The organism is Psychrobacter sp. W2-37-MNA-CIBAN-0211, from assembly GCF_040309405.1.
In the GTDB taxonomy this organism is placed as follows: Bacteria; Pseudomonadota; Gammaproteobacteria; order Pseudomonadales; family Moraxellaceae; genus Psychrobacter; species Psychrobacter glaciei.
Map to the genome: position 1 here is coordinate 84546 of NZ_JBEOOU010000003.1, position 17988 is coordinate 102533.

Sequence of the window (17988 nt, forward strand, 5' to 3'; positions counted from 1 at the left end):
CATAATTATCAATCACGTGATTATCGATCAAAAAAATATCGTAGGAGATTTTATCATGAAGATTTTACAGCTATTCTCATTGAAAACAGCGAGGTCTGCTGGCCTTTCGCTCACATTGCTATGTACGATGGTCGGTTGTACTGTCGTAGGGCCAGGCTATGACAATAACTCTGTCTATCGCGGTGACAAGGGTTATGATAATAACGCTAGCTACAACCGTGTGAGCCAGAAGTTGCGTCAGGATTTGCGTCGTAAAGGCTATCAGGTCATAGACATCAAATCCGATAATTATCGAGGCAATCGAGCGATCACCGCCTATGCCAAAAAGAGCAATCAAACCTATGAGCTCAAGTATACTTATCCTAGCCTAAAGCTTATCAGCTCAAACAGACAAGACTGGTCTAAGAAGCGCTACGATGACAAATATGATAATGACCATGACTACGATAAGCATGATTATGATAAAAAAGATAAGTATAGAAACAAGAACAAAGGTAACAAAAACAAAAATCGCTATAAGAACGACGATATCGAAGACAGCATCAAAAGAGAATCACGTTATCCAGCGATTAAACAAAGAGCGGTCAGAAAGGTCAGCGCTATGGGCTATCGTGTAAAAGATATTGAGCTGGAAGAAAAGAATAATCGCGGCGTTTTCGAGATAGAAGCCAGACGTGGCTCGCAAGACTATGAAATACTGCTTGGTTACCCAAACTTAAATGTGATTAAAGTTGAAAAAGACTAGGGTCTGTTGAACGATTAAATATTTAATCCATTGAACTGAGATTAACTTTTAAGATTATAAGATGTTGAGAATAATGCAGTATCGAATAAAAATTGTGACATCGTTAACCTATTGATGTCTAAGGTCAAATAAGCCAGCCCTTGGTTTGTTTGGCCATTTTTTATAGCACTGTCAAAAAACTTGAACTTGATAAGAGGATATTATGAATATTACAACCCTACTAAAGCCAACCGTTGCCACCGCTATGGTCACAGCGTTAATGATAACGACAGGTTGCGTCACTGCCCCCGGCTACAATGCGTACGGCGACCTTTACGAGGACGTTTATAAAGACAGTAAAGTCTATAAGAAGCATAAAAAAGCTATCAAAAACGTTGATAAAGAGCTTTATCAACCAGCTATCGAACAACGAGCCGCCAATAAAGTCAATAATATGGGCTACCGTGTCAAAGACGTCAAATATAAAAAAGGTGATAGCAAAATAAAGGTAAAGGCCACACGTGGTAGTAAAGATTATAAAATCGAACTTGGCTATCCAGGCTATCAAGTAATTAAGATCAAATAAGCCTAAACCACTGCTAATAACCTATAGTCAGGTCAATATAAAAAAGAGACAGCGTGACTGGTATAAATTTTTCGTAGCCTCTGTCTGCGTAGGCACAGCAAGCAAGAAAAGTTTGTGCCAGTAACGCATCATCATGTCATGTACCCATTTTATTTAGTATCAACTATACCTCTAAAGCTCAAAAATCTAGCACTTCGATGACATCATAGGCAGGCGTCTCATAAGGGTGTGCCTGCTTTAGTACATCAATGACTTGCTCAATATTAGCAGTGGCAACCACCATCTCGACTCGCCACTCATCAACTTTTTCGAGCTTATCTTGCGCGCCAATATGCGGATCACTGCCTGCCAGCGGCATAAACTGCCCCACCCCTTGTACTTGCCAGCAGCATTGCTCGTAATTGCCAATCGTACCAGCGCCTGCTGCAAATAAAGCAGACTTAACTGGCTCTAATGCCGCTTCGGGAACAAAAACCGTCAATTTATACATAGTGTCACCCTTTGTTTTATCTATTAGCATGAGAGAGCAGCTCTATTACCATCATAGCGCAGCCATCGTTTTATTTTTTTGATAATGAAGGATGGTCGCTCCAGATATAGCGCAATAGCCAGTCTTTGGCATCGCCAGCATAGTCAATGCCGATACGAGGACGCAGCGATACTGGTGGCTGGCAGTCATCATCTTCGAGCCATACTGCTGACTCCACACTGATAGATTTGCCATTTAACGCGCGATCAATTTGTAAGCGCTTCGTTAATTTGCCAGGACCTGCCATCTGGGTTGGATGAGTAAGTTGCTTATTCGTGCTCAGAAGCTGTTCTTCCATCAAACGATCACTATCGTCGGTCAAAAATCCAGCCCGTATTAATACCGACTCAGGAGACTCTTCTCCACCGCTGACCAGATTGAGCATATGATGCACACCGTAAGTCAGATAGACATAAAACATGCCGCCTTGCGCATACATAATTTCAGTACGAGCCGTTCGGCTACCCGCATGCGAATGACAAGCAGGGTCGTCCTTACCGATATAAGCTTCAGTTTCTGAGATACGCATGCGCAATACTTTCACTGTGCCATCGGTATCCGTTAACTTTCTACACAATACTTTGCCAATCAAATCAGCGGCGACCACACAGGTTGGTCGAGTAAACCAACTAGGGTCCAAAACAGTTGATGAAGCAATAGACATTAGCGAAACCTTCTCTTATTTATATCATCTAATTGACATGAGCAAATATTAATAAACAAGTATTAGGGTGTGTCCTTAATTCAACCGATAGCGATCTAAATGGGATAAAAGTGATTAAATCTTGCAGTCTGTTTTGAGTGGTTCCATTACAGCAGTCTATTTTAAGTGGTCTATTAATTGATTAAGAGGTCTGTTTTGCTGGTTCCGCTGGGGTATAGTCAAAGTTTCTTGCTATATATTTTGATGAGTTGAACCCAAAATATATGCTTTTATTTTGACATAATCAATTAGACAGTGCAGTTAATTTCGAGCTTAACTTGTGACTTTTTTAAGAGGCATAGCCTTCAATTCTATTTTTTTGCATTCAAAAACTATTTCTGTATCACCTAATAAAAATAGTGAATGTAGAATATTACCATCAGTCGTTACGTCTACTTCATGTACCATTATGGTGATTGGTAATATACAACAATTGATATTAACATTCACAATATCGGAATAGATGATTTCTATTAAATCTTTGCCTTGTCTTTGCTCGATCTTCAACGAAATCCTATCATTTTCTAAATCATAATAAATCGTCTGGATTGTGCCTTTATTAAGCGTCTTCTCTCTATTATCTATTCCGTTTAAATCACTTGATAAAATCGGGCTTAACTCCTCCCTATGTTTAAGTATCTTAGGAACTACTTCATGATAGTAGTACGTAAAATCCCAAGTATGCTCTCCATAAGAATTTACAAAGTGTTTGATGTATTTCATTATAACTATCCTTACATCTGACCCATGCCGTTAATCTCGTAGAAATTAACTTGGAAAATTTTCATCATATAGTTCGATGCCTGTATAGCGCACCGAACATATACTCTCATACCAGCGCTTATGGTAGACGAATTTACAGAGAAAAATTAGGTTCAGAGTGGTTCACTTGAGGAACAGTCTATTTGGGAAGTTCATTCTTTAAACCAACTCTCAAGTTATCACTTGGAAATAATGGCTCTATTATAACCTCTTGATTAAATATGAATACTTTAGGAGATAAAGCAGATACATCATAAATGTTCTCCATTATGACTTTTAGATTGGATCTAAAAACGGGCACATCAGCGTTATCAGCTAAAACGTATAGAGATTTATTAGATAAAATTGATAAATCATTTACTATATCTTCCATACGGTCATAGTCTTTATAGCTAAGTTCAGACCACATTATATAGTCATAGGGTATAGGAAAAGTTTGCAAGATTTCTATCGCTTTCTGCTCATCCTCTACAATATGAAAATCTTCCTTTAATGCTTCTTTACATTCTTCAAATAGTGTCATTAGTTACTACTTATGCAATCTGTTTAGGAGGTTAACAAAATATTTTTCAGTTCTATTAAATGAGATAATATATCTCCTAGCTTCGAACAATCTTAGATATCTGAACAAGTACACTACGAAGTACCCTTCCCGTATCTCAAAAAATAAAACCTTGATACCATTAGCCCACAACCAAAGATTAAATTCCTCACTAGGGTACCATCATTCATATAATGCCATAAAAAAACTGAGCACATGGCTCAGTTTTTTTGTTTTGCGCTAGACATTTACGACTTAGCTAAGTGGTACACCAATACGGTTGGCCACTTCTTCGTAAGCTTCGATAACATCGCCTAATGATTGACGGAAACGGTCTTTATCCAATTTCTTCTTGGTATTTTTGTCCCAAATACGGCAACCATCTGGTGAAAACTCATCACCTAAAACGATACGGTCATGAAATACGCCAAATTCTAACTTGAAATCAACCAGTATTAAATCGCCTGCATCAAACAATGCTTTCAATACATCATTCACTTGATGAGTCAGCTCTTCCATTTTTGCTAATTGTGCTTCGGTAGCCCAACCAAGAGACACAGAAAGTGACTCATTGACCATTGGATCACCAAGCGCGTCATCTTTGTAGAATAGCTCATAAGTAGGCGGCGTCAATGCTTGGCCTTCTTCTAAGCCTAAACGACGAACCAAACTGCCCGCAGCGAAGTTACGTACGACGCACTCAACTGGAATCATATCCAAACGCTTGACCAGCACTTCGTCATCAGACAATTGTCTTTCGAAATGAGTTTCGATACCAGCGGCAGCCAGTTTTTGCATAATAAAAGCATTAAAGCGGTTATTAACCACGCCCTTACGTGCCAACTGTTCGATACGCTTACCATCAAGCGCCGAGGTATCATCACGAAAGTGTAAAATCAGAAGGTCGTTGTCTTCTGTTTCATAGACTGATTTGGCTTTACCTTTATACAGCAGTTGTTGCTTTTGCATTATGGAGTTCCTGTTCGTTCAAGCTTATGTGGTAAAAACGCGCAGCGACCGCTGAATCCTATATGACGTCATTCATGAGAACATCATGTCCTGAACAGTCATAGTAAAAAGTCAGCGGTGTAAGTAGGGAAATACGGTGTTTAGTTTGAAGCATCGCTCACAGCGACAGCGCGTTGAGGCTTAGGCAGTTGATACTGCTTACCTGCTTCGTTCTGTAAGGTGAGCGTGTTTACGCCTGCATTTGGGGTTGTGTATAACGGCACAAAGGCTGCTGGTTGTTGAGTCACTGGTAGCTCTAGTGGTGCAAGCTTCTTACTCTCTTGATACTCTAAGCTGCCATTATCGCGCTTACCAAGAAAGCCTTTGGTCATTTGACAGCCACTTAATACTAGTGTGCTACCCAATACCAAAACCATCATAGCAGGAAACGTTCTTGTAGGGGTTGATGATACTTTCATCATATTATCTCTCTGAGTTAGCAATTTTTGCTCATTTAGACGATTGGCTCGTCGTTTTGATAGAACCTTATAAGTTCTTGCTAAGCCAATGTCATCAGCGACTGGCTCAGCATTTACAATGCTTCACTTCTATAATAAATTCGCACGCATCTATAGTAAATTTGCGCGAACCAACGCTTCATCAATAGTGGCATGATGTTGTTCTGCTAGCCAAACCAATGGCAAGCGGATACCCGTATCTATCATACCCATTTTATGTAACGCATATTTTGCTGGAATGGGGCTCGATTCAATAAATAAATCACGATGCAAGTGCTTAATCACGTCATGTACTTTGTGCGCGGCATCAAAATCACCACGTAGCGCGGCCGAAAACGTCTCACTCATGGCGTTCGGTGCGACATTAGCCGTTACTGAAATATTGCCTTTGGCACCCATTTGCATCAAATCAAGCGCCGTACCATCATCGCCAGATAGCACGACAATACGATCGCCGACCGCTTTAATCAATTGCTCACCGCGAGCGACTGAGCCCGTAGCATCTTTAATCGCAACGATATTATCGATATCAGCCAAACGTTCAACCGTATTTTGAGCGATATCGACCACGGTACGCCCCGGTACATTATAGAGCATCTGCGGGATGTTTACGGCTTGGGCAATGGCTTTATAATGTTGATACAAGCCTTCTTGTGGCGGCTTATTATAGTAAGGAGCAACCAATAATGCACAGTCTGCACCAGCATCCGCCGCATCTTGCGTCAGTTTGATGGCTTCAGTCGTATTATTCGCGCCTGTACCTGCTATCACTGGCACGCGGCCTTTGACATGCTTCACAAAGTAACGAATCACATCGCTATGTTCTTGCATCGATAACGTCGCTGATTCGCCAGTGGTACCGACGGCAACGAGACAGTGGGTGCCTTGCTCAATCTGCCAGTCTATGAGATCGGCCAGACGTTTATAATCGACCGTGCCGTCAGGGTGCATGGGCGTTACCAAGGCTACCATTGAACCTTGTAGTCGGGTTTTAATCTCGTCGTATGCTGTGCTCATAACCGTGCCTTACTGTTGTATTATCCTAGCTTTATTAAAGCTGTCACATGATCGATCATTTGCAACTACCCATATCCATTTTTAAGTCAATAGACAAGCCAATGACAGGTATTGCTTGATGTTCATACTGGGTGTTTATATACCTACAATAATGACATTTGCACTATAAAATCATGTGCAGGTCTACCCGCACTAACATTATTTTTGTCAATTGCCGAGGTTGTTTATTGATAGCCATAAAAACGCTTACTAGTGTAGCATATTTTGATTTGACCGCTATCAGTCAATTAATGCTCAGCCTAGGTATATCGTGTGCCATTTTAAGCCCTGTTTAACGCGATGGTAATGCGCAAGAGTGACTGATTATAGACTTCATTATTTAATAGTTAGTTTAGCGTACTTATGAAACTGGGATAAATGCTTTTGAGTCGTTTTAACGAATCGTCAACACATCGATAGTCGGACGATACAAGCGAAAAGGCAATCCTCGAGTACCCACTCCGCTACTGACAAATATCTGCGCGCTACCATGCTGATATAGACCGCGCTGCTTACCCATCCGGCTACTACCCAACAATGACGATTGATTGTCTATACGGCGAATATCTTGCTTTTTTTGCGCCTTTAGTATGTTTTTCTGTATCGCTTTAGCAGCCCCCGTTATCAATAGTGGTCGCGGCTGTAGCGATTTTGGTAAGTCGCTAATACTATCAAATCGTGACGCAAGAATAATGACAGGTTTAGTCGCCTGCGCGATTTCGGCACTAAGCGCCACTTTACTAGGTACCTGCAAAGTTTTGGCATCGCTCGATTGTTTTGGAACATCTTGCCAACCGCAAAGCACCGCCACGACTGGATTATCCTTTGGGTGCGTTTGTGTACGGGTATTCAGGTGACCTTTAATGGAGCTTGTTTGATTTGCTCTTAATCGACCGTTGCCAGTTTGGGCACATTTAAGCGGCAACGACGTACATTGCTGCCCGATATAATTGATATCAAGCACATCAAAGGCACTGGCCAAAGTATCTTTCAATAGTGGCTGACCTTGCTTGGTGGTATTAATCGACTGATAACGCAAATCCGAGGTACTCATCACCGTATAAACGGGTTTGTTTACTCCCTTAAACAGCATCAACTGCCCCACCAAATCTGCGCTCGGGTAATAGAGCCAGTCACCTGTAATCAGCACTGCATCTGCTGACAGCGCATTGATGGTAGCGACAAGCTTGCGAATATGACGCGGCTTGCCACTATATAAGCCAATACGCAAATCTGCTAATACCGCTACTGTGAGCGGGGCTGACAAGTCTAAATCAACCGCATGATGCTGCACGCGCAAACAATTGGGCTGCACAACGACAGTATAAAAGTACAGACCCATCGTGATGGTAGCCATCAATACAACGCTCGGTGACAATTGTGCCAGTAGAGGCGTCACCTCTTGTACTCGCCCAATTACCAACAGTAACGCCCAAACTGGCATGGTATAAGCAGCATAATATAGCGTCAATTTTGACCAAATACGCAAAAAGCGTTTTGTGGGATTGGCATTGAACGTCTGTAATCCTGACCACAAGATGATATACGCTAGCAATGCTGCCGCTGTCGTGATGCTGAGCGTATAAAAAGCGTGGTCAGTCATAATTACCTAGCTGTATATAGAGGTATGAATAGTCGTTTGTGCAGTGGTCAATTAATGTTGTTCAGTCAAATCAGCGCCCAACTCAATGTCGCTTAATCAAAGTTAAATCGAGCAATAGCATATCATCAAAATCAATCGATAAAAAAATCAGCCATTATAGAGGTCGCGCTCTATGATAGACAAGTATAATTATCAACGCTTAGTGAGATACTTCATTTAAGCATAGTGGATTGACTATATGGTGGCTATTCAATGCGCAGGCCGATAATACCAGGAATGCCTTGGCGCATGACTTCAATCGTTACTACCCCTTTTTTGGGAAGTGAGGAGATAGCGCTGGAGAAATCCGTGACCTTCGCAATCGGCTTTTGATGAAAGTTGGTAACGATATCGCCAGCGAAAATACCTGAACGGGCGGCTAAGCCAGTCGGGTCGACGGTCGTGACCAATATGCCTGTTTTGTTGTCAACAGCCAGCTCTGCCTGCTCATCTGGAGTCAAATTGCGCAGACGTAAGCCCAGTTGTATCTCATCGTCTTGCTGTGAGCCGCTTTGCGCTCGGACATCATTTGGTGCATACGTTAGCGTGCCTTTTACCGTCATTTGCTTGCCATCACGCTGAATCTGAGCACTGAACGGATCATTGGGTCGTGCCCGATTGAGCAGATTCAATAAATCTGCGGCGCGCATAATCTGCACATCATTATATTGCAAAATAATATCGCCTGATTGCAGACCTGATTTTTGTGCTGGTGAGTCTGGTGAGACACGTGTAAGCAGAGCGCCCTGCGGACGAGCCAAGTTATACGCTTCGGCCAGATTGCGATCGATGTCTTGAGGATAAATACCCATATAGGCACGCGCGACTTCACCATTGGTTTTTAGCTGCTCGTAGATATCCATCGCCGCGTCAATGGGGATAGAAAACGACAAGCCCATATAACCGCCCGTCCCGCTAAAGATACGTGAGTTGATACCAATAACTTCACCGCGCTGATTGAATAAAGGTCCACCTGAGTTACCCGGATTTAATGCTACGTCGGTTTGGATAAAAGGCACACTGGTCTCACGTGAAAAACTGCGTGACTTGGCACTCACGATACCTGCGGATGCCGAATAATCAAAGCCAAATGGCGAGCCAATCGCCAACACCGGCTCACCCACTTTTAGACTGTTTGAATCGCCGATGGGCAAAGCTGGGAACTGATTACCCACGACTTTGAGTACGGCCACATCTGAGCGCTCATCGCTACCCACCAAGGTCACATCCAGCTCGGTTCTGTCATTAAGAGTCACGGTGATTTTATCTGCTCCAGCAACCACATGATGATTGGTCAACATATAACCATCAGTGGTGACAAAAAAAGCAGTGCCATAAGCGTGTTCAATCGCGGGCTTCGCTGCTTGATCTGGGATACGCAAGCGATCCCCGAAGAACTGACGTAAAAGTTCGGCGGTTTGCGCTTTGGCAAGCTCATCTTCACTGACCGTTTTGGTGACATTGACCCGTGCCACCGCTGGCGTCACTTGCTGTACCAAGTCAGAGAAATCAGCAGTGGTGACCGCTGCTTGTGCCTGAGGCATAGTGGCTGCATTAATGCCTATCGCCATTACCGTGCCGATAACCAGTGCCAAACTGCTACGTTGCAACCAACGCTGCATACGAATAGTGGGTTGCGCTTGAAACATATTGATAGGCATATTGTCTCCATATGAGTGGTTATTATTGTTAGCAACAATATTATCGCTATTATCGCCATAATAGAATAGATAGCAAGCTTGTATAAATCTATAGGGATAATCTATAGCAATAATTTATAAGGAACAATTTATAAGCAACCATCTTGAACGCTGGTCAGCTTATTACTATTACTTGCCTGCCAGTTTGTGTCGTAGCGATGGGTAAGGATAATGACGTGAATATAAGCCATTTTGATACCCCGTCGTCTTATCCCCTCGATTTCGTAATCTTTTATAGCGCGTTCACCTAATCATGTGTCAGCGCAGAACGATGGCGCGCGGCTATCACGTCAGACAGACCCTTGACATATATAAAATAAAATCATGATATGATAACAAGCCTAATAAATTTTTTAGCAAACAATAGTTAGCCACATCGGGCAGCTATGAACTATACACTAATCGAATTGGCTTTTAACGCCCTTATTTTCCATCTTTTGCGCTTCTAGCATTTTTTTATTTATCTAGAGACGCGTTTGTCTTTACTACTATATAGTATATATATCATCCATGATTCATGATGGCTATGGTTATTATTAATTTGCCGTTATAAAAGGTTTTGGCCGCTAACGATAACCCACTTTAATAGCTAGACAGCATCACAAGATTATAAAAGGATTAATTTATGGATACCGCCCTATTGTTATCCGGCGTGGTTGGGATCGGCATTGCCGCCCAATGGTTGGCTTGGTATTTAAAGCAACCGTCCATTTTATTTTTGTTACTCATTGGCATTATTGTTGGACCCGTACTCGGCGTTTTCGACCCTGATTTAGTCTTGGGCGAGCTGATGTTTCCGTTCATCTCTTTGGGCGTGGCGATTATTTTGTTCGAAGGCTCACTGACCCTTGAGTTTGATGAAATCAAGCAACACGGCACGGTCGTACAGATGCTGGTGTCGGTCGGGGTGCTCATCACCATTGCTATCGTCGCGCTGTCGACTTATCTATTGTTCGATGTCGATCCATTGATTGCGTTGCTGTTCGGGGCGCTGGTATGTGTCACTGGGCCGACGGTGATTATGCCGTTGTTACGTAGTGTGCGCCCCAACAAGACCATCTCCAATATCCTCAAATGGGAAGGCATTATCATCGATCCCATTGGCGCTATCGCCGTGGTATTGGTCTATGAGTATATTATCTCTGGTGGTGAAGCCAGCAGCATATTGCTATTTGCCAAAATTGTCGTGCTTGCAACGGCGCTTGGTATGGCTGGCGCATGGGCATTGGCGTTCTTAATGCGCCGCCATATGGTGCCTGAGTTTTTACGCAATGTCTTTACCTTAGCTTTTGTTTTGGTTTTATTCTCTGTCTCCAACCATTTAGAGCATGAGTCTGGTCTGCTAACCGTCACCGTCTTGGGCGTCGCACTGGCGAACTGGCCCAAGTTCCCACGTGAGACTATTTTAGAATTCAATGAATCATTAACCGTTCTACTTATTTCGGTATTATTTATTATTCTTGCGGCACGTGTGGAGCTGGCAAGCTTAATGAGTGTGGGCTTTGCAGGCTTGGTGCTACTCGCTATCGTAATGTTTGTGGCGCGTCCCTTATCGGTCTGGGCATCTTCTATTGGCTCAAACCTAAAAACCAATGAAAAGCTAATGATCAGCTGGATTGGACCGCGCGGTATCGTCGCCGCCGCTATCTCATCGCTGTTTGCGATTCGCTTGCAAGAGTATGATATTCAGGGCGTTGAGCTGCTCGTACCTTTAGTATTTATGGTCATCATCGGTACGGTCATGATTCAGGGCTTGGGTGCAAAAGTAGTGGGCAATTTACTTGGCGTGCGTGAGCCTGAGACCAATGGTATTCTTATCGTTGGCTCCAATCCAGTTGCGTTGCTAATCGCAACCTCCTTAAAAGACCAAGGCTTCGATGTCATCGTCGCTCATAATAACTATACCAATATCGCCCGCGCGCGTATGAGTGGTCTGCGCACCTATTTTGGCAACCCCATCTCCGATCACGCTGACCATCATCTTGACCTTATCGGTATTGGTCATCTATTCGCGATGAGTATGGATAAAGAGATGAATACCTTGTCTGAGATTCATTACCGCCATGAGTTCGGCGAGCGCAAGCTCTATCGCCTCAAGTTCAGCGATGAAAAAGTGAAAAGTGAGCGCGATGATAAGCAGTCAAACTTTCATTCGCAGTGGTTGTTTGGCAAAGACGTAACCTATACCAAACTTGCCAGTATGCTGTCCAAAAAAGCCCGTATTAAAATCACCAACATTACGGACAGCTATACGTTTGAGCAGTATAAAGCCGACAATAAGCAGTTCGTGCCGCTCTATACCCTAGACAAAGAAGGCAAGCTGCAAGTCATCACTGATAAGTTCGAAGGATCAGTACCACGTGATCGCAAGCTCATTTCTCTAGTCGTTGATGATGAAGTCCAGCCAAAGCCAGTGGACGTCACGCCAAAACAAGAGCAAGCCCGTGCTGCCGCAGATGCCAGTTTTGAAGCCAACTCCAAAGCGCCTGAAAAGCGCAAAGAAAAAGAGATGGTGGAAGATATCGCTGATACGCCAGAGCAAGAGCCATCCATAGCGGTTGATAAAGAGAGTGACGTAGCGAAAAAAACCGTCAAGGCTGAGATAGATAAACGTCAGGGAGCGGAAGCTAAAGACGTCTCTACTAACACAGTCAACAAAGGGGTGATGGCAGATAACTCAACGGCAACGTCAAAAACCAGTAAGTCGACTAATAGTAGTACAAACGGCAATGGTAGTGCGCCCAAGATAAAAAGTGGTGCGCTCGATCCTAACCGCCTACCTGACTCAGATCATGACAATACCGCCAACAATGTGAAGGTGAAAGATTCGGTAAAAAAGGATGCGGATAAACCATAAACGCTATAGTCGATTCAATTTAAAAGTAGTACAAGGCAACCGAGTGTAGATGTATATGTGATACTTCAAGCGAGGTTAACACTGTAATACTTTTATAGTGGAATGACTATATTTTCTGAAAAGCTAATAAGCAAATTAAAAGCCCTCATAATGATTATGAGGGCTTTTTTATAGGGCGCTATTTGACGATGTTTGGCAAGATTTAGCCCATGTAGATGACTATAGTCAGTGAAAATTAATATCAGCAGTATCGTAGCGTTTTTGGGGTATTTTGACTATATCGAGTGAATTGGAGACACGGCCTAGCTAAGATGAAATCTTGTCGCAACTGTTTGCCATACTCGTGTGCTGACCTCCTCAGCGCTACCTGAGGCATCGATACGCTGGATACGCTCAGGGTGCTCGGCTGCGAGCGTACTAAAACCTGTATGCACCCACGTAAAAAACTCAGTCGCCTGCTGCTCAAAACGATCGGCAGCGCTACGTTTACCCGCCCGTGCCATGCCTTCTAACACTGGCAAATCCAACCATAAAGTCAGTTCGGGCAACTGGGTAACGAACTGAGTGATAAGCGCATCAATTTTGACTCGTACAGTAGCGTCACCATGCGCACGCCCAAAGCCCTGATAAGCAATGGTAGAGTCGGTAAATCGATCACATATCACCCATGTTCCCTGCTGTAGTGCTGGCAATATTACCTGCTGCATATGGTCGCAGCGCGCTGCAAACAATAACAACAGCTCTGTATCGTCATTGATCTCCGTCGCTGGATCCAATAATATCTCGCGCAGACGCTCTGCAAATGGGCTACCACCCGGCTCACGGGTACGCAAATAGTCGATACCGCTATCTTGCAAGCGCGCACATAACTGCTCGATGGCAGTGGTTTTACCCACGCCTTCAGTGCCTTCAAAACTGATAAAGCGCCCTTGCATAGGTGCTGTATCCGTAATATCAGTCGTGGCTTGAGTTGAATTGATTTGCAACAAGTTGGCTGGTATAGATGCTGACATGATATGACCTTATGTCATTGATGAGCACTATATGAATTTTTATAGCGCTCAGTAAATGATAGGTTTTATGAAAAGTAAATCGATGGTTTACTGCGGCGGCGTTTGAGATTTTTTCTCACGCATGACACTCAGGTATTCTTTTACCGCCTGATTGTGTTCAGCCAAGCTATTGGTGAATTTGTGCCCACCATTCCCTGTCGCCACAAAATACAGCGCTTCACTATCCGCTGGATGTAAGGTGGCTTCGATAGAGGCCGCAGACGGTAGCGCAATCGGTGTAGGCGGCAAACCATCGATTTGATAGGTGTTGTAGGATGTTTTTTCGTCGATGTCTTTACGGCGAATGTTACCATCGTAGCGGCTGCCCATACCATAGATAATCGTCGGATCGGTCTGCATGCGCATGCCTTTATCCAAGCGATTTTTAAACACCGCTGATACTAAGGGACGCTCTTCTGCCACGCTGGTTTCTTTTTCGATAATAGAGGCCATTACCAGTGCTTCATAAGGACTTTTATAAGGCAGGTCAGGCGCACGATTTTCCCATGCTTTGGTCAACGCTTGCTGCTGACGCTTATACAAATCCGTCAATACCTGCTTGTCACTGGTGCCCTCGCCGTAATAATAAGTGTCAGGCGCAAACCACCCTTCAAGATTATGATTGACGATAGGGTCGTTACTGTTGGTCACGCTCTTTGGCAATATACCGACCAAGTCCAGCCCTTGAGCAATACTGGCGTTACTAGCATCACCGCTGTCTGCTATTAGCACTTCTTTTTTGATATTGTCGTTATCACGTAGCGATTGATATAAGTCTTTAGACGTTTTACCTTCGATAATTTGCACTTTTACCATTGCCGCTTTGGCACCCTGCGCGAGCACTTGTAGCGCCTCAGCGATGGTTGGGTTCTCTGGTAATTGATAAATGCCTGCATGTAGTGGTGCATCGACTTGCGACTTAATATAAAGCTTGGCGACACTAGCAGAAAACAGTGGCGTCTGCTGTTGCCACTGCGGCAGTAATCCGTAGTAGGTCTGACCTTGCTCGATCGTGACCATCTGCTGCGGCTGCTCAATCCGTCCAAACAGTGTCTGATAGACTATGACTAAGAGAAACGCAGCAATAAGCCCCAGCACAAGCAATACCTGATAGCCACGCTGCATAAAGAACGATTGATTGTCCACTTTATATTTACGCGGCTTAGTCTTGCCGCTGATGAGCGAGATATCCGTTGCCGGCACTTCCTCGCCTGCAGCCTCATCCAAGACTGGCTTGGCATTCGATGGCGTGCCAGCGATGCGCTCGTCAACAGCGCCCTCTTGCTCATTGGATGGAGTATCATTAGGACGTTCAGGAGGCGTTTCAGGTGTTGGATTGCTCATGGCAACTCGCAAGGCAGAGGTTTGCTAGAATTTAGCACTGAACCGTGCGCTTTTCAATGGTATTTGCTTAGCTTGTGAATTAACTTAGTGTTTAGATTAAATTATATGGCTGAATATTCCTGCGCTTTTATTGATATTTTTGTTTTGTCTACTACAACGAAAACTTATTATGAATCTACATTTCAACCAACCTCTCGCTGCAAACTATCAATCTGAACCCCAAAGGATTCGTGTACTCAGTGAAGATTGGGTTGCGAACCAAAGCTATTGCCCTAATTGTAATGCCGAGCCATTGGTTGAATTTGTTAATAACCAACCTGTCGCTGATTTTTATTGCTCAAACTGTCATGAGGAGTATGAGCTAAAAAGTAAAAAGGCAAAATTAAGCAACATTATTAATGATGGTGCTTATGACACTATGATTGAACGTATCAATAGTGATAATAATCCCAGTTTTTTCTTTCTGACCTATTCGCAAGAATATAGGGTGAATAACTTTTTGATCATTCCTAAGCAATTCTTTCAGCCGGACATGATTATAAAACGCAAACCATTATCCGTTACTGCCAAACGCGCTGGTTGGGTTGGTTGCAATATTGATTTGCGCAAAGTGCCCGAATCGGGGAAAGTGTTTTTGGTCAAAGACCAGCAAGTCATACCACGCGATAATGTCACCGAGCAATTTCAAAAAACCTTGTTTTTACGCGAGCAATCTATCACATCACGTGGCTGGACATTAGATGTTTGGCAATGTATCGATAGATTGGATGTGAATTTCTCTCTCAATCAAGTTTATGCTTTTGCTGATGAGTTAAAGCTCAAACATCCCGAAAACAATCACATTAAAGATAAAATTCGCCAACAATTACAAGTGTTACGTGACAAAGGCATTATCGAATTTGTAGGTCGTGGGCAATATCGAAAGTTGTACTAATTGCTGGAGAACATCGTAGAAATTAGGGCAAAAAACGAGCAAGAAGCACTATTAAAAGCGCAAGATATGTATCGTAATGAAGAGGTTGTTTTATATCCCGATGATTTCATTGATACTAAATTTAATATTTTTGCGCGAGAATAAACGGCTTTATTTAGCCGATATTTTTTTGACTTTTAAAACCCACGACTTCACCCGACAATAACTTCAAACTACTCATTGGCATAATTCCGCGTAGCGCATTACAAAAAAACAGTTGGCTTAAATGCGGTAAATCCTTATCTGATAACGACCTAATGATAACTGGCTGTTCTGTGGTGGATAACCCATCGATAAGCACTTGCCGCATCACGCCAGCGACGCCCGATTGCGCCATAGAGGGCGTATACCATTGACCAGTGCTCAGATAATTGCTGTTGTTTTGAAGATGTGGAGGATTGGACGATTTTGCGAATGGCGATTCTGATAATTGATAGAACACATTACTCATCGTCCCTTCAACCCAGTGCCCACTCATATCACGCAGCAGCCCCTCACCGATATTGGGTTCGGCACTCGCTGATAAATGATTGGACGATAAATGATTGGCTGGTAAGAAGGGATTGGATTTTAATATTTGGGCTTTAACGCGTTGTAGCTCAGCGCTTGCCAGCACATTATCGAGGCGATTGAGACTTTTAAGTCCGGCAAGCGGTGGCGGTAGACAGGCGAGTTGTGAAGACAAGCAAGTGGCAGAAGCCACTGGTTGCACAGGCACTAAGCGTCCATTCGGTAGACGTAGCTGCTCAGCAGTGGCGATAGGCATGGCGGAAGACTTGAGCCAGACCTCGCAAGCACTACCGGATGTACTTGGCGCATAACCATAACCACGGACATCTTGCGCCGCGCGGGTGACGATAAGCTTAAGCATGCCTTGCTGCAATTGCTTGGCCTGTGTCTGCAAAGTGGCCAATAGCGCTTGGCTATCGATATCGAGCTGTAGAGCGTCGGCATGAGAGTCAAGGCGCTGCTGATGATAGTCCGACCACAGTATCAGCCCATCGATGACGCCCATAGTAGTAAAAAAGCCATCACCGTATGCCAGTCCGCGATTGTCTAATGACATTGTTAACGCTATCTCTGCTGCGTTATCGCTAGCCTCGCTTAGAGGTTGCAGGCGTATCCAGCTGTTGGACGGTGGCATGATAGCTTCCACCATTTAGCTATTGTCTGTTTGAGCAGCAGCTTTATTAAGCACCAGCATACAACTATAAAACTCACATTTCGCCAACTCTATTTTTTGCCCACCGATGGTTTTATCTTTAATAATCTGACCGTTCAGCATATCAGCGAGCACTTTGCCACCGTCATCACCCATCAGCTGACGCGCTAGCATATAGGATTTTTTGGCATGATTTTGACTCAGCTCTTTTTCTTTATCAGAGTCAGTTGGATTGGCATAATACCAGCCAAGTTCCAGATATTTTTCGGAATCGATAATATCTAAATAAGGCGCATCGGTGTTCATAAAGCGATACTTAGAAGCTGGATTACTGGCATAGTCTAGGCTGTTTTCGTCGGTACTCACCACTTTACCAAAGGTCGCTTTGATACCATCTAGCTCATCAACCGTGATCGGCTCTACTTGGTCAGCGCCCCATGCCAGTACATCATATTTTACTGGTGTGCCTTGCTGAGCAGTCGCACCATCTAAATCAGCTGTGTCAGTCGGAGCGGTCTGCGTAGAAGTATCTTTGGCGGTCTGCTCGCTAGTGGTTGCCGCGCCAGCCTCTGGATCTTGGGCGTCTTCTTTGGTGCTATCACAGCCACTCAACGTCACGCCAACTGCCATTATCATACTGACCATCAAGGTCTGTAGGTTATTATTCAACATGGACAATGTACTCACACTTTTAGATTGATCTCAAAATAGTATTAACGAGCTGGCAGATACGCCACTGATAATGAAGAATGTTTTATTAAAAAGCTTGGTGATAACCTAGCAGTTACTAGCGCATATTGATATCGATTTTTATGCTCACTAGTTTACCCAACTGCTGAACGCTTGACTACCCTTTACGTTACGGATACCACTCCCAGACAGTACAGATTT

The 17988-nt window shown here is 43.7% G+C and carries 18 protein-coding genes; 5 read left to right on the plus strand and 13 right to left on the minus strand.

Features of this window, described 5'->3' with window-relative positions:
- The first annotated feature begins 55 nt into the window (after positions 1 to 55).
- Positions 56 to 745, plus strand: a complete 690-nt coding sequence (locus tag AAEY72_RS04965; RefSeq protein WP_352309671.1) for a hypothetical protein — start codon at positions 56 to 58, stop codon at positions 743 to 745.
- Positions 746 to 947: 202 nt separating this feature from the next.
- Positions 948 to 1310 carry a hypothetical protein gene (locus AAEY72_RS04970; protein ID WP_352309672.1) on the plus strand — a complete coding sequence of 121 codons (363 nt, stop codon included), beginning with the start codon at positions 948 to 950 and terminating at the stop codon, positions 1308 to 1310.
- A 178-nt stretch (positions 1311 to 1488) separates the two neighbouring features.
- Here the strand turns inward: AAEY72_RS04970 and AAEY72_RS04975 are convergent, their stop codons facing one another.
- The 9 genes from AAEY72_RS04975 to AAEY72_RS05015 form a co-directional block, all read right to left on the minus strand.
- Positions 1489 to 1800, minus strand: a complete 312-nt coding sequence (locus AAEY72_RS04975) for a YqfO family protein (protein WP_352309673.1) — start codon at positions 1798 to 1800, stop codon at positions 1489 to 1491.
- A 70-nt stretch (positions 1801 to 1870) separates the two neighbouring features.
- Positions 1871 to 2503: a DNA-3-methyladenine glycosylase gene (locus tag AAEY72_RS04980; RefSeq protein WP_352309674.1), complete on the minus strand. Its 633-nt coding sequence runs from the start codon at positions 2501 to 2503 to the stop codon at positions 1871 to 1873.
- Between the two features lie 312 nt (positions 2504 to 2815).
- Positions 2816 to 3265, minus strand: a complete 450-nt coding sequence (locus AAEY72_RS04985; RefSeq protein ID WP_352309675.1) for a hypothetical protein — start codon at positions 3263 to 3265, stop codon at positions 2816 to 2818.
- Between the two features lie 178 nt (positions 3266 to 3443).
- Entirely contained in the window at positions 3444 to 3827 is a 384-nt protein-coding gene (locus AAEY72_RS04990) for a CDI toxin immunity protein (protein WP_352309676.1), read from the minus strand.
- Positions 3828 to 4100: 273 nt separating this feature from the next.
- Positions 4101 to 4814: a phosphoribosylaminoimidazolesuccinocarboxamide synthase gene (gene purC, locus AAEY72_RS04995; protein ID WP_010196111.1), complete on the minus strand. Its 714-nt coding sequence runs from the start codon at positions 4812 to 4814 to the stop codon at positions 4101 to 4103.
- Positions 4815 to 4954: 140 nt separating this feature from the next.
- Positions 4955 to 5275 carry a hypothetical protein gene (locus AAEY72_RS05000; RefSeq protein ID WP_352309677.1) on the minus strand — a complete coding sequence of 107 codons (321 nt, stop codon included), beginning with the start codon at positions 5273 to 5275 and terminating at the stop codon, positions 4955 to 4957.
- Between the two features lie 147 nt (positions 5276 to 5422).
- Positions 5423 to 6328: a 4-hydroxy-tetrahydrodipicolinate synthase gene (dapA, locus tag AAEY72_RS05005; RefSeq protein ID WP_189583329.1), complete on the minus strand. Its 906-nt coding sequence runs from the start codon at positions 6326 to 6328 to the stop codon at positions 5423 to 5425.
- A gap of 433 nt (positions 6329 to 6761) precedes the next feature.
- The gene (locus AAEY72_RS05010; RefSeq protein WP_352309678.1) at positions 6762 to 7970 is read right to left on the minus strand and encodes a hypothetical protein; all 1209 of its coding nucleotides are present in this window, start codon (positions 7968 to 7970) and stop codon (positions 6762 to 6764) included.
- Between the two features lie 245 nt (positions 7971 to 8215).
- Positions 8216 to 9670 (minus strand): Do family serine endopeptidase, encoded by a 1455-nt coding sequence (locus AAEY72_RS05015; RefSeq protein WP_352309679.1) that lies wholly within the window; start codon positions 9668 to 9670, stop codon positions 8216 to 8218.
- A gap of 664 nt (positions 9671 to 10334) precedes the next feature.
- On the opposite strand from AAEY72_RS05015, the gene AAEY72_RS05020 reads away from it, so the two are divergent.
- Complete coding sequence (locus tag AAEY72_RS05020; protein WP_352309680.1) at positions 10335 to 12566, plus strand: cation:proton antiporter; 2232 nt, start codon at positions 10335 to 10337, stop codon at positions 12564 to 12566.
- Between the two features lie 302 nt (positions 12567 to 12868).
- On the opposite strand, the gene tmk is transcribed toward AAEY72_RS05020, so the two are convergent.
- Entirely contained in the window at positions 12869 to 13501 is a 633-nt protein-coding gene (gene tmk / locus AAEY72_RS05025; RefSeq protein WP_352309832.1) for a dTMP kinase, read from the minus strand.
- Between the two features lie 165 nt (positions 13502 to 13666).
- Complete coding sequence (gene mltG / locus AAEY72_RS05030; RefSeq protein ID WP_352309682.1) at positions 13667 to 14962, minus strand: endolytic transglycosylase MltG; 1296 nt, start codon at positions 14960 to 14962, stop codon at positions 13667 to 13669.
- A 169-nt stretch (positions 14963 to 15131) separates the two neighbouring features.
- On the opposite strand from mltG, the gene AAEY72_RS05035 reads away from it, so the two are divergent.
- Positions 15132 to 15896: a DpnI domain-containing protein gene (locus AAEY72_RS05035; protein WP_352309683.1), complete on the plus strand. Its 765-nt coding sequence runs from the start codon at positions 15132 to 15134 to the stop codon at positions 15894 to 15896.
- Positions 15897 to 16040 carry a DpnD/PcfM family protein gene (locus tag AAEY72_RS05040; RefSeq protein WP_352309684.1) on the plus strand — a complete coding sequence of 48 codons (144 nt, stop codon included), beginning with the start codon at positions 15897 to 15899 and terminating at the stop codon, positions 16038 to 16040. It abuts the gene before it with no gap.
- Between the two features lie 10 nt (positions 16041 to 16050).
- Here AAEY72_RS05040 and AAEY72_RS05045 read toward each other — a convergent pair whose 3' ends face one another.
- Together AAEY72_RS05045 and AAEY72_RS05050 are read right to left on the minus strand one after the other, a co-directional pair.
- A complete protein-coding gene (locus tag AAEY72_RS05045; RefSeq protein WP_352309686.1) occupies positions 16051 to 17079 on the minus strand; it encodes an aminotransferase class IV in 1029 nt (342 codons plus the stop codon).
- Between the two features lie 15 nt (positions 17080 to 17094).
- Positions 17095 to 17769, minus strand: a complete 675-nt coding sequence (locus tag AAEY72_RS05050; RefSeq protein WP_352309687.1) for a hypothetical protein — start codon at positions 17767 to 17769, stop codon at positions 17095 to 17097.
- Positions 17770 to 17988 lie beyond the last annotated feature (219 nt).

Excerpts from the sequence above, each read along its gene's own strand:
- AAEY72_RS04965 (WP_352309671.1), top strand. The coding sequence starts at position 56 with ATGAAGATTTTACAGCTATTCTCATTGAAAACAGCGAGGTCTGCTGGC.
- AAEY72_RS05050 (WP_352309687.1), bottom strand. The coding sequence starts at position 17,769 with ATGTTGAATAATAACCTACAGACCTTGATGGTCAGTATGATAATGGCA.
- AAEY72_RS05035 (WP_352309683.1), top strand. The coding sequence starts at position 15,132 with ATGAATCTACATTTCAACCAACCTCTCGCTGCAAACTATCAATCTGAA.
- AAEY72_RS05010 (WP_352309678.1), bottom strand. The coding sequence starts at position 7,970 with ATGACTGACCACGCTTTTTATACGCTCAGCATCACGACAGCGGCAGCA.
- AAEY72_RS05015 (WP_352309679.1), bottom strand. The coding sequence starts at position 9,670 with ATGCCTATCAATATGTTTCAAGCGCAACCCACTATTCGTATGCAGCGT.
- tmk (WP_352309832.1), bottom strand. The coding sequence starts at position 13,501 with ATGCAAGGGCGCTTTATCAGTTTTGAAGGCACTGAAGGCGTGGGTAAA.
- dapA (WP_189583329.1), bottom strand. The coding sequence starts at position 6,328 with ATGAGCACAGCATACGACGAGATTAAAACCCGACTACAAGGTTCAATG.
- AAEY72_RS04985 (WP_352309675.1), bottom strand. The coding sequence starts at position 3,265 with ATGAAATACATCAAACACTTTGTAAATTCTTATGGAGAGCATACTTGG.
- AAEY72_RS04975 (WP_352309673.1), bottom strand. The coding sequence starts at position 1,800 with ATGTATAAATTGACGGTTTTTGTTCCCGAAGCGGCATTAGAGCCAGTT.
- AAEY72_RS04990 (WP_352309676.1), bottom strand. The coding sequence starts at position 3,827 with ATGACACTATTTGAAGAATGTAAAGAAGCATTAAAGGAAGATTTTCAT.
- AAEY72_RS05020 (WP_352309680.1), top strand. The coding sequence starts at position 10,335 with ATGGATACCGCCCTATTGTTATCCGGCGTGGTTGGGATCGGCATTGCC.
- AAEY72_RS05000 (WP_352309677.1), bottom strand. The coding sequence starts at position 5,275 with ATGATGAAAGTATCATCAACCCCTACAAGAACGTTTCCTGCTATGATG.
- mltG (WP_352309682.1), bottom strand. The coding sequence starts at position 14,962 with ATGAGCAATCCAACACCTGAAACGCCTCCTGAACGTCCTAATGATACT.
- AAEY72_RS04980 (WP_352309674.1), bottom strand. The coding sequence starts at position 2,503 with ATGTCTATTGCTTCATCAACTGTTTTGGACCCTAGTTGGTTTACTCGA.
- AAEY72_RS05045 (WP_352309686.1), bottom strand. The coding sequence starts at position 17,079 with ATGCCACCGTCCAACAGCTGGATACGCCTGCAACCTCTAAGCGAGGCT.
- purC (WP_010196111.1), bottom strand. The coding sequence starts at position 4,814 with ATGCAAAAGCAACAACTGCTGTATAAAGGTAAAGCCAAATCAGTCTAT.
- AAEY72_RS04970 (WP_352309672.1), top strand. The coding sequence starts at position 948 with ATGAATATTACAACCCTACTAAAGCCAACCGTTGCCACCGCTATGGTC.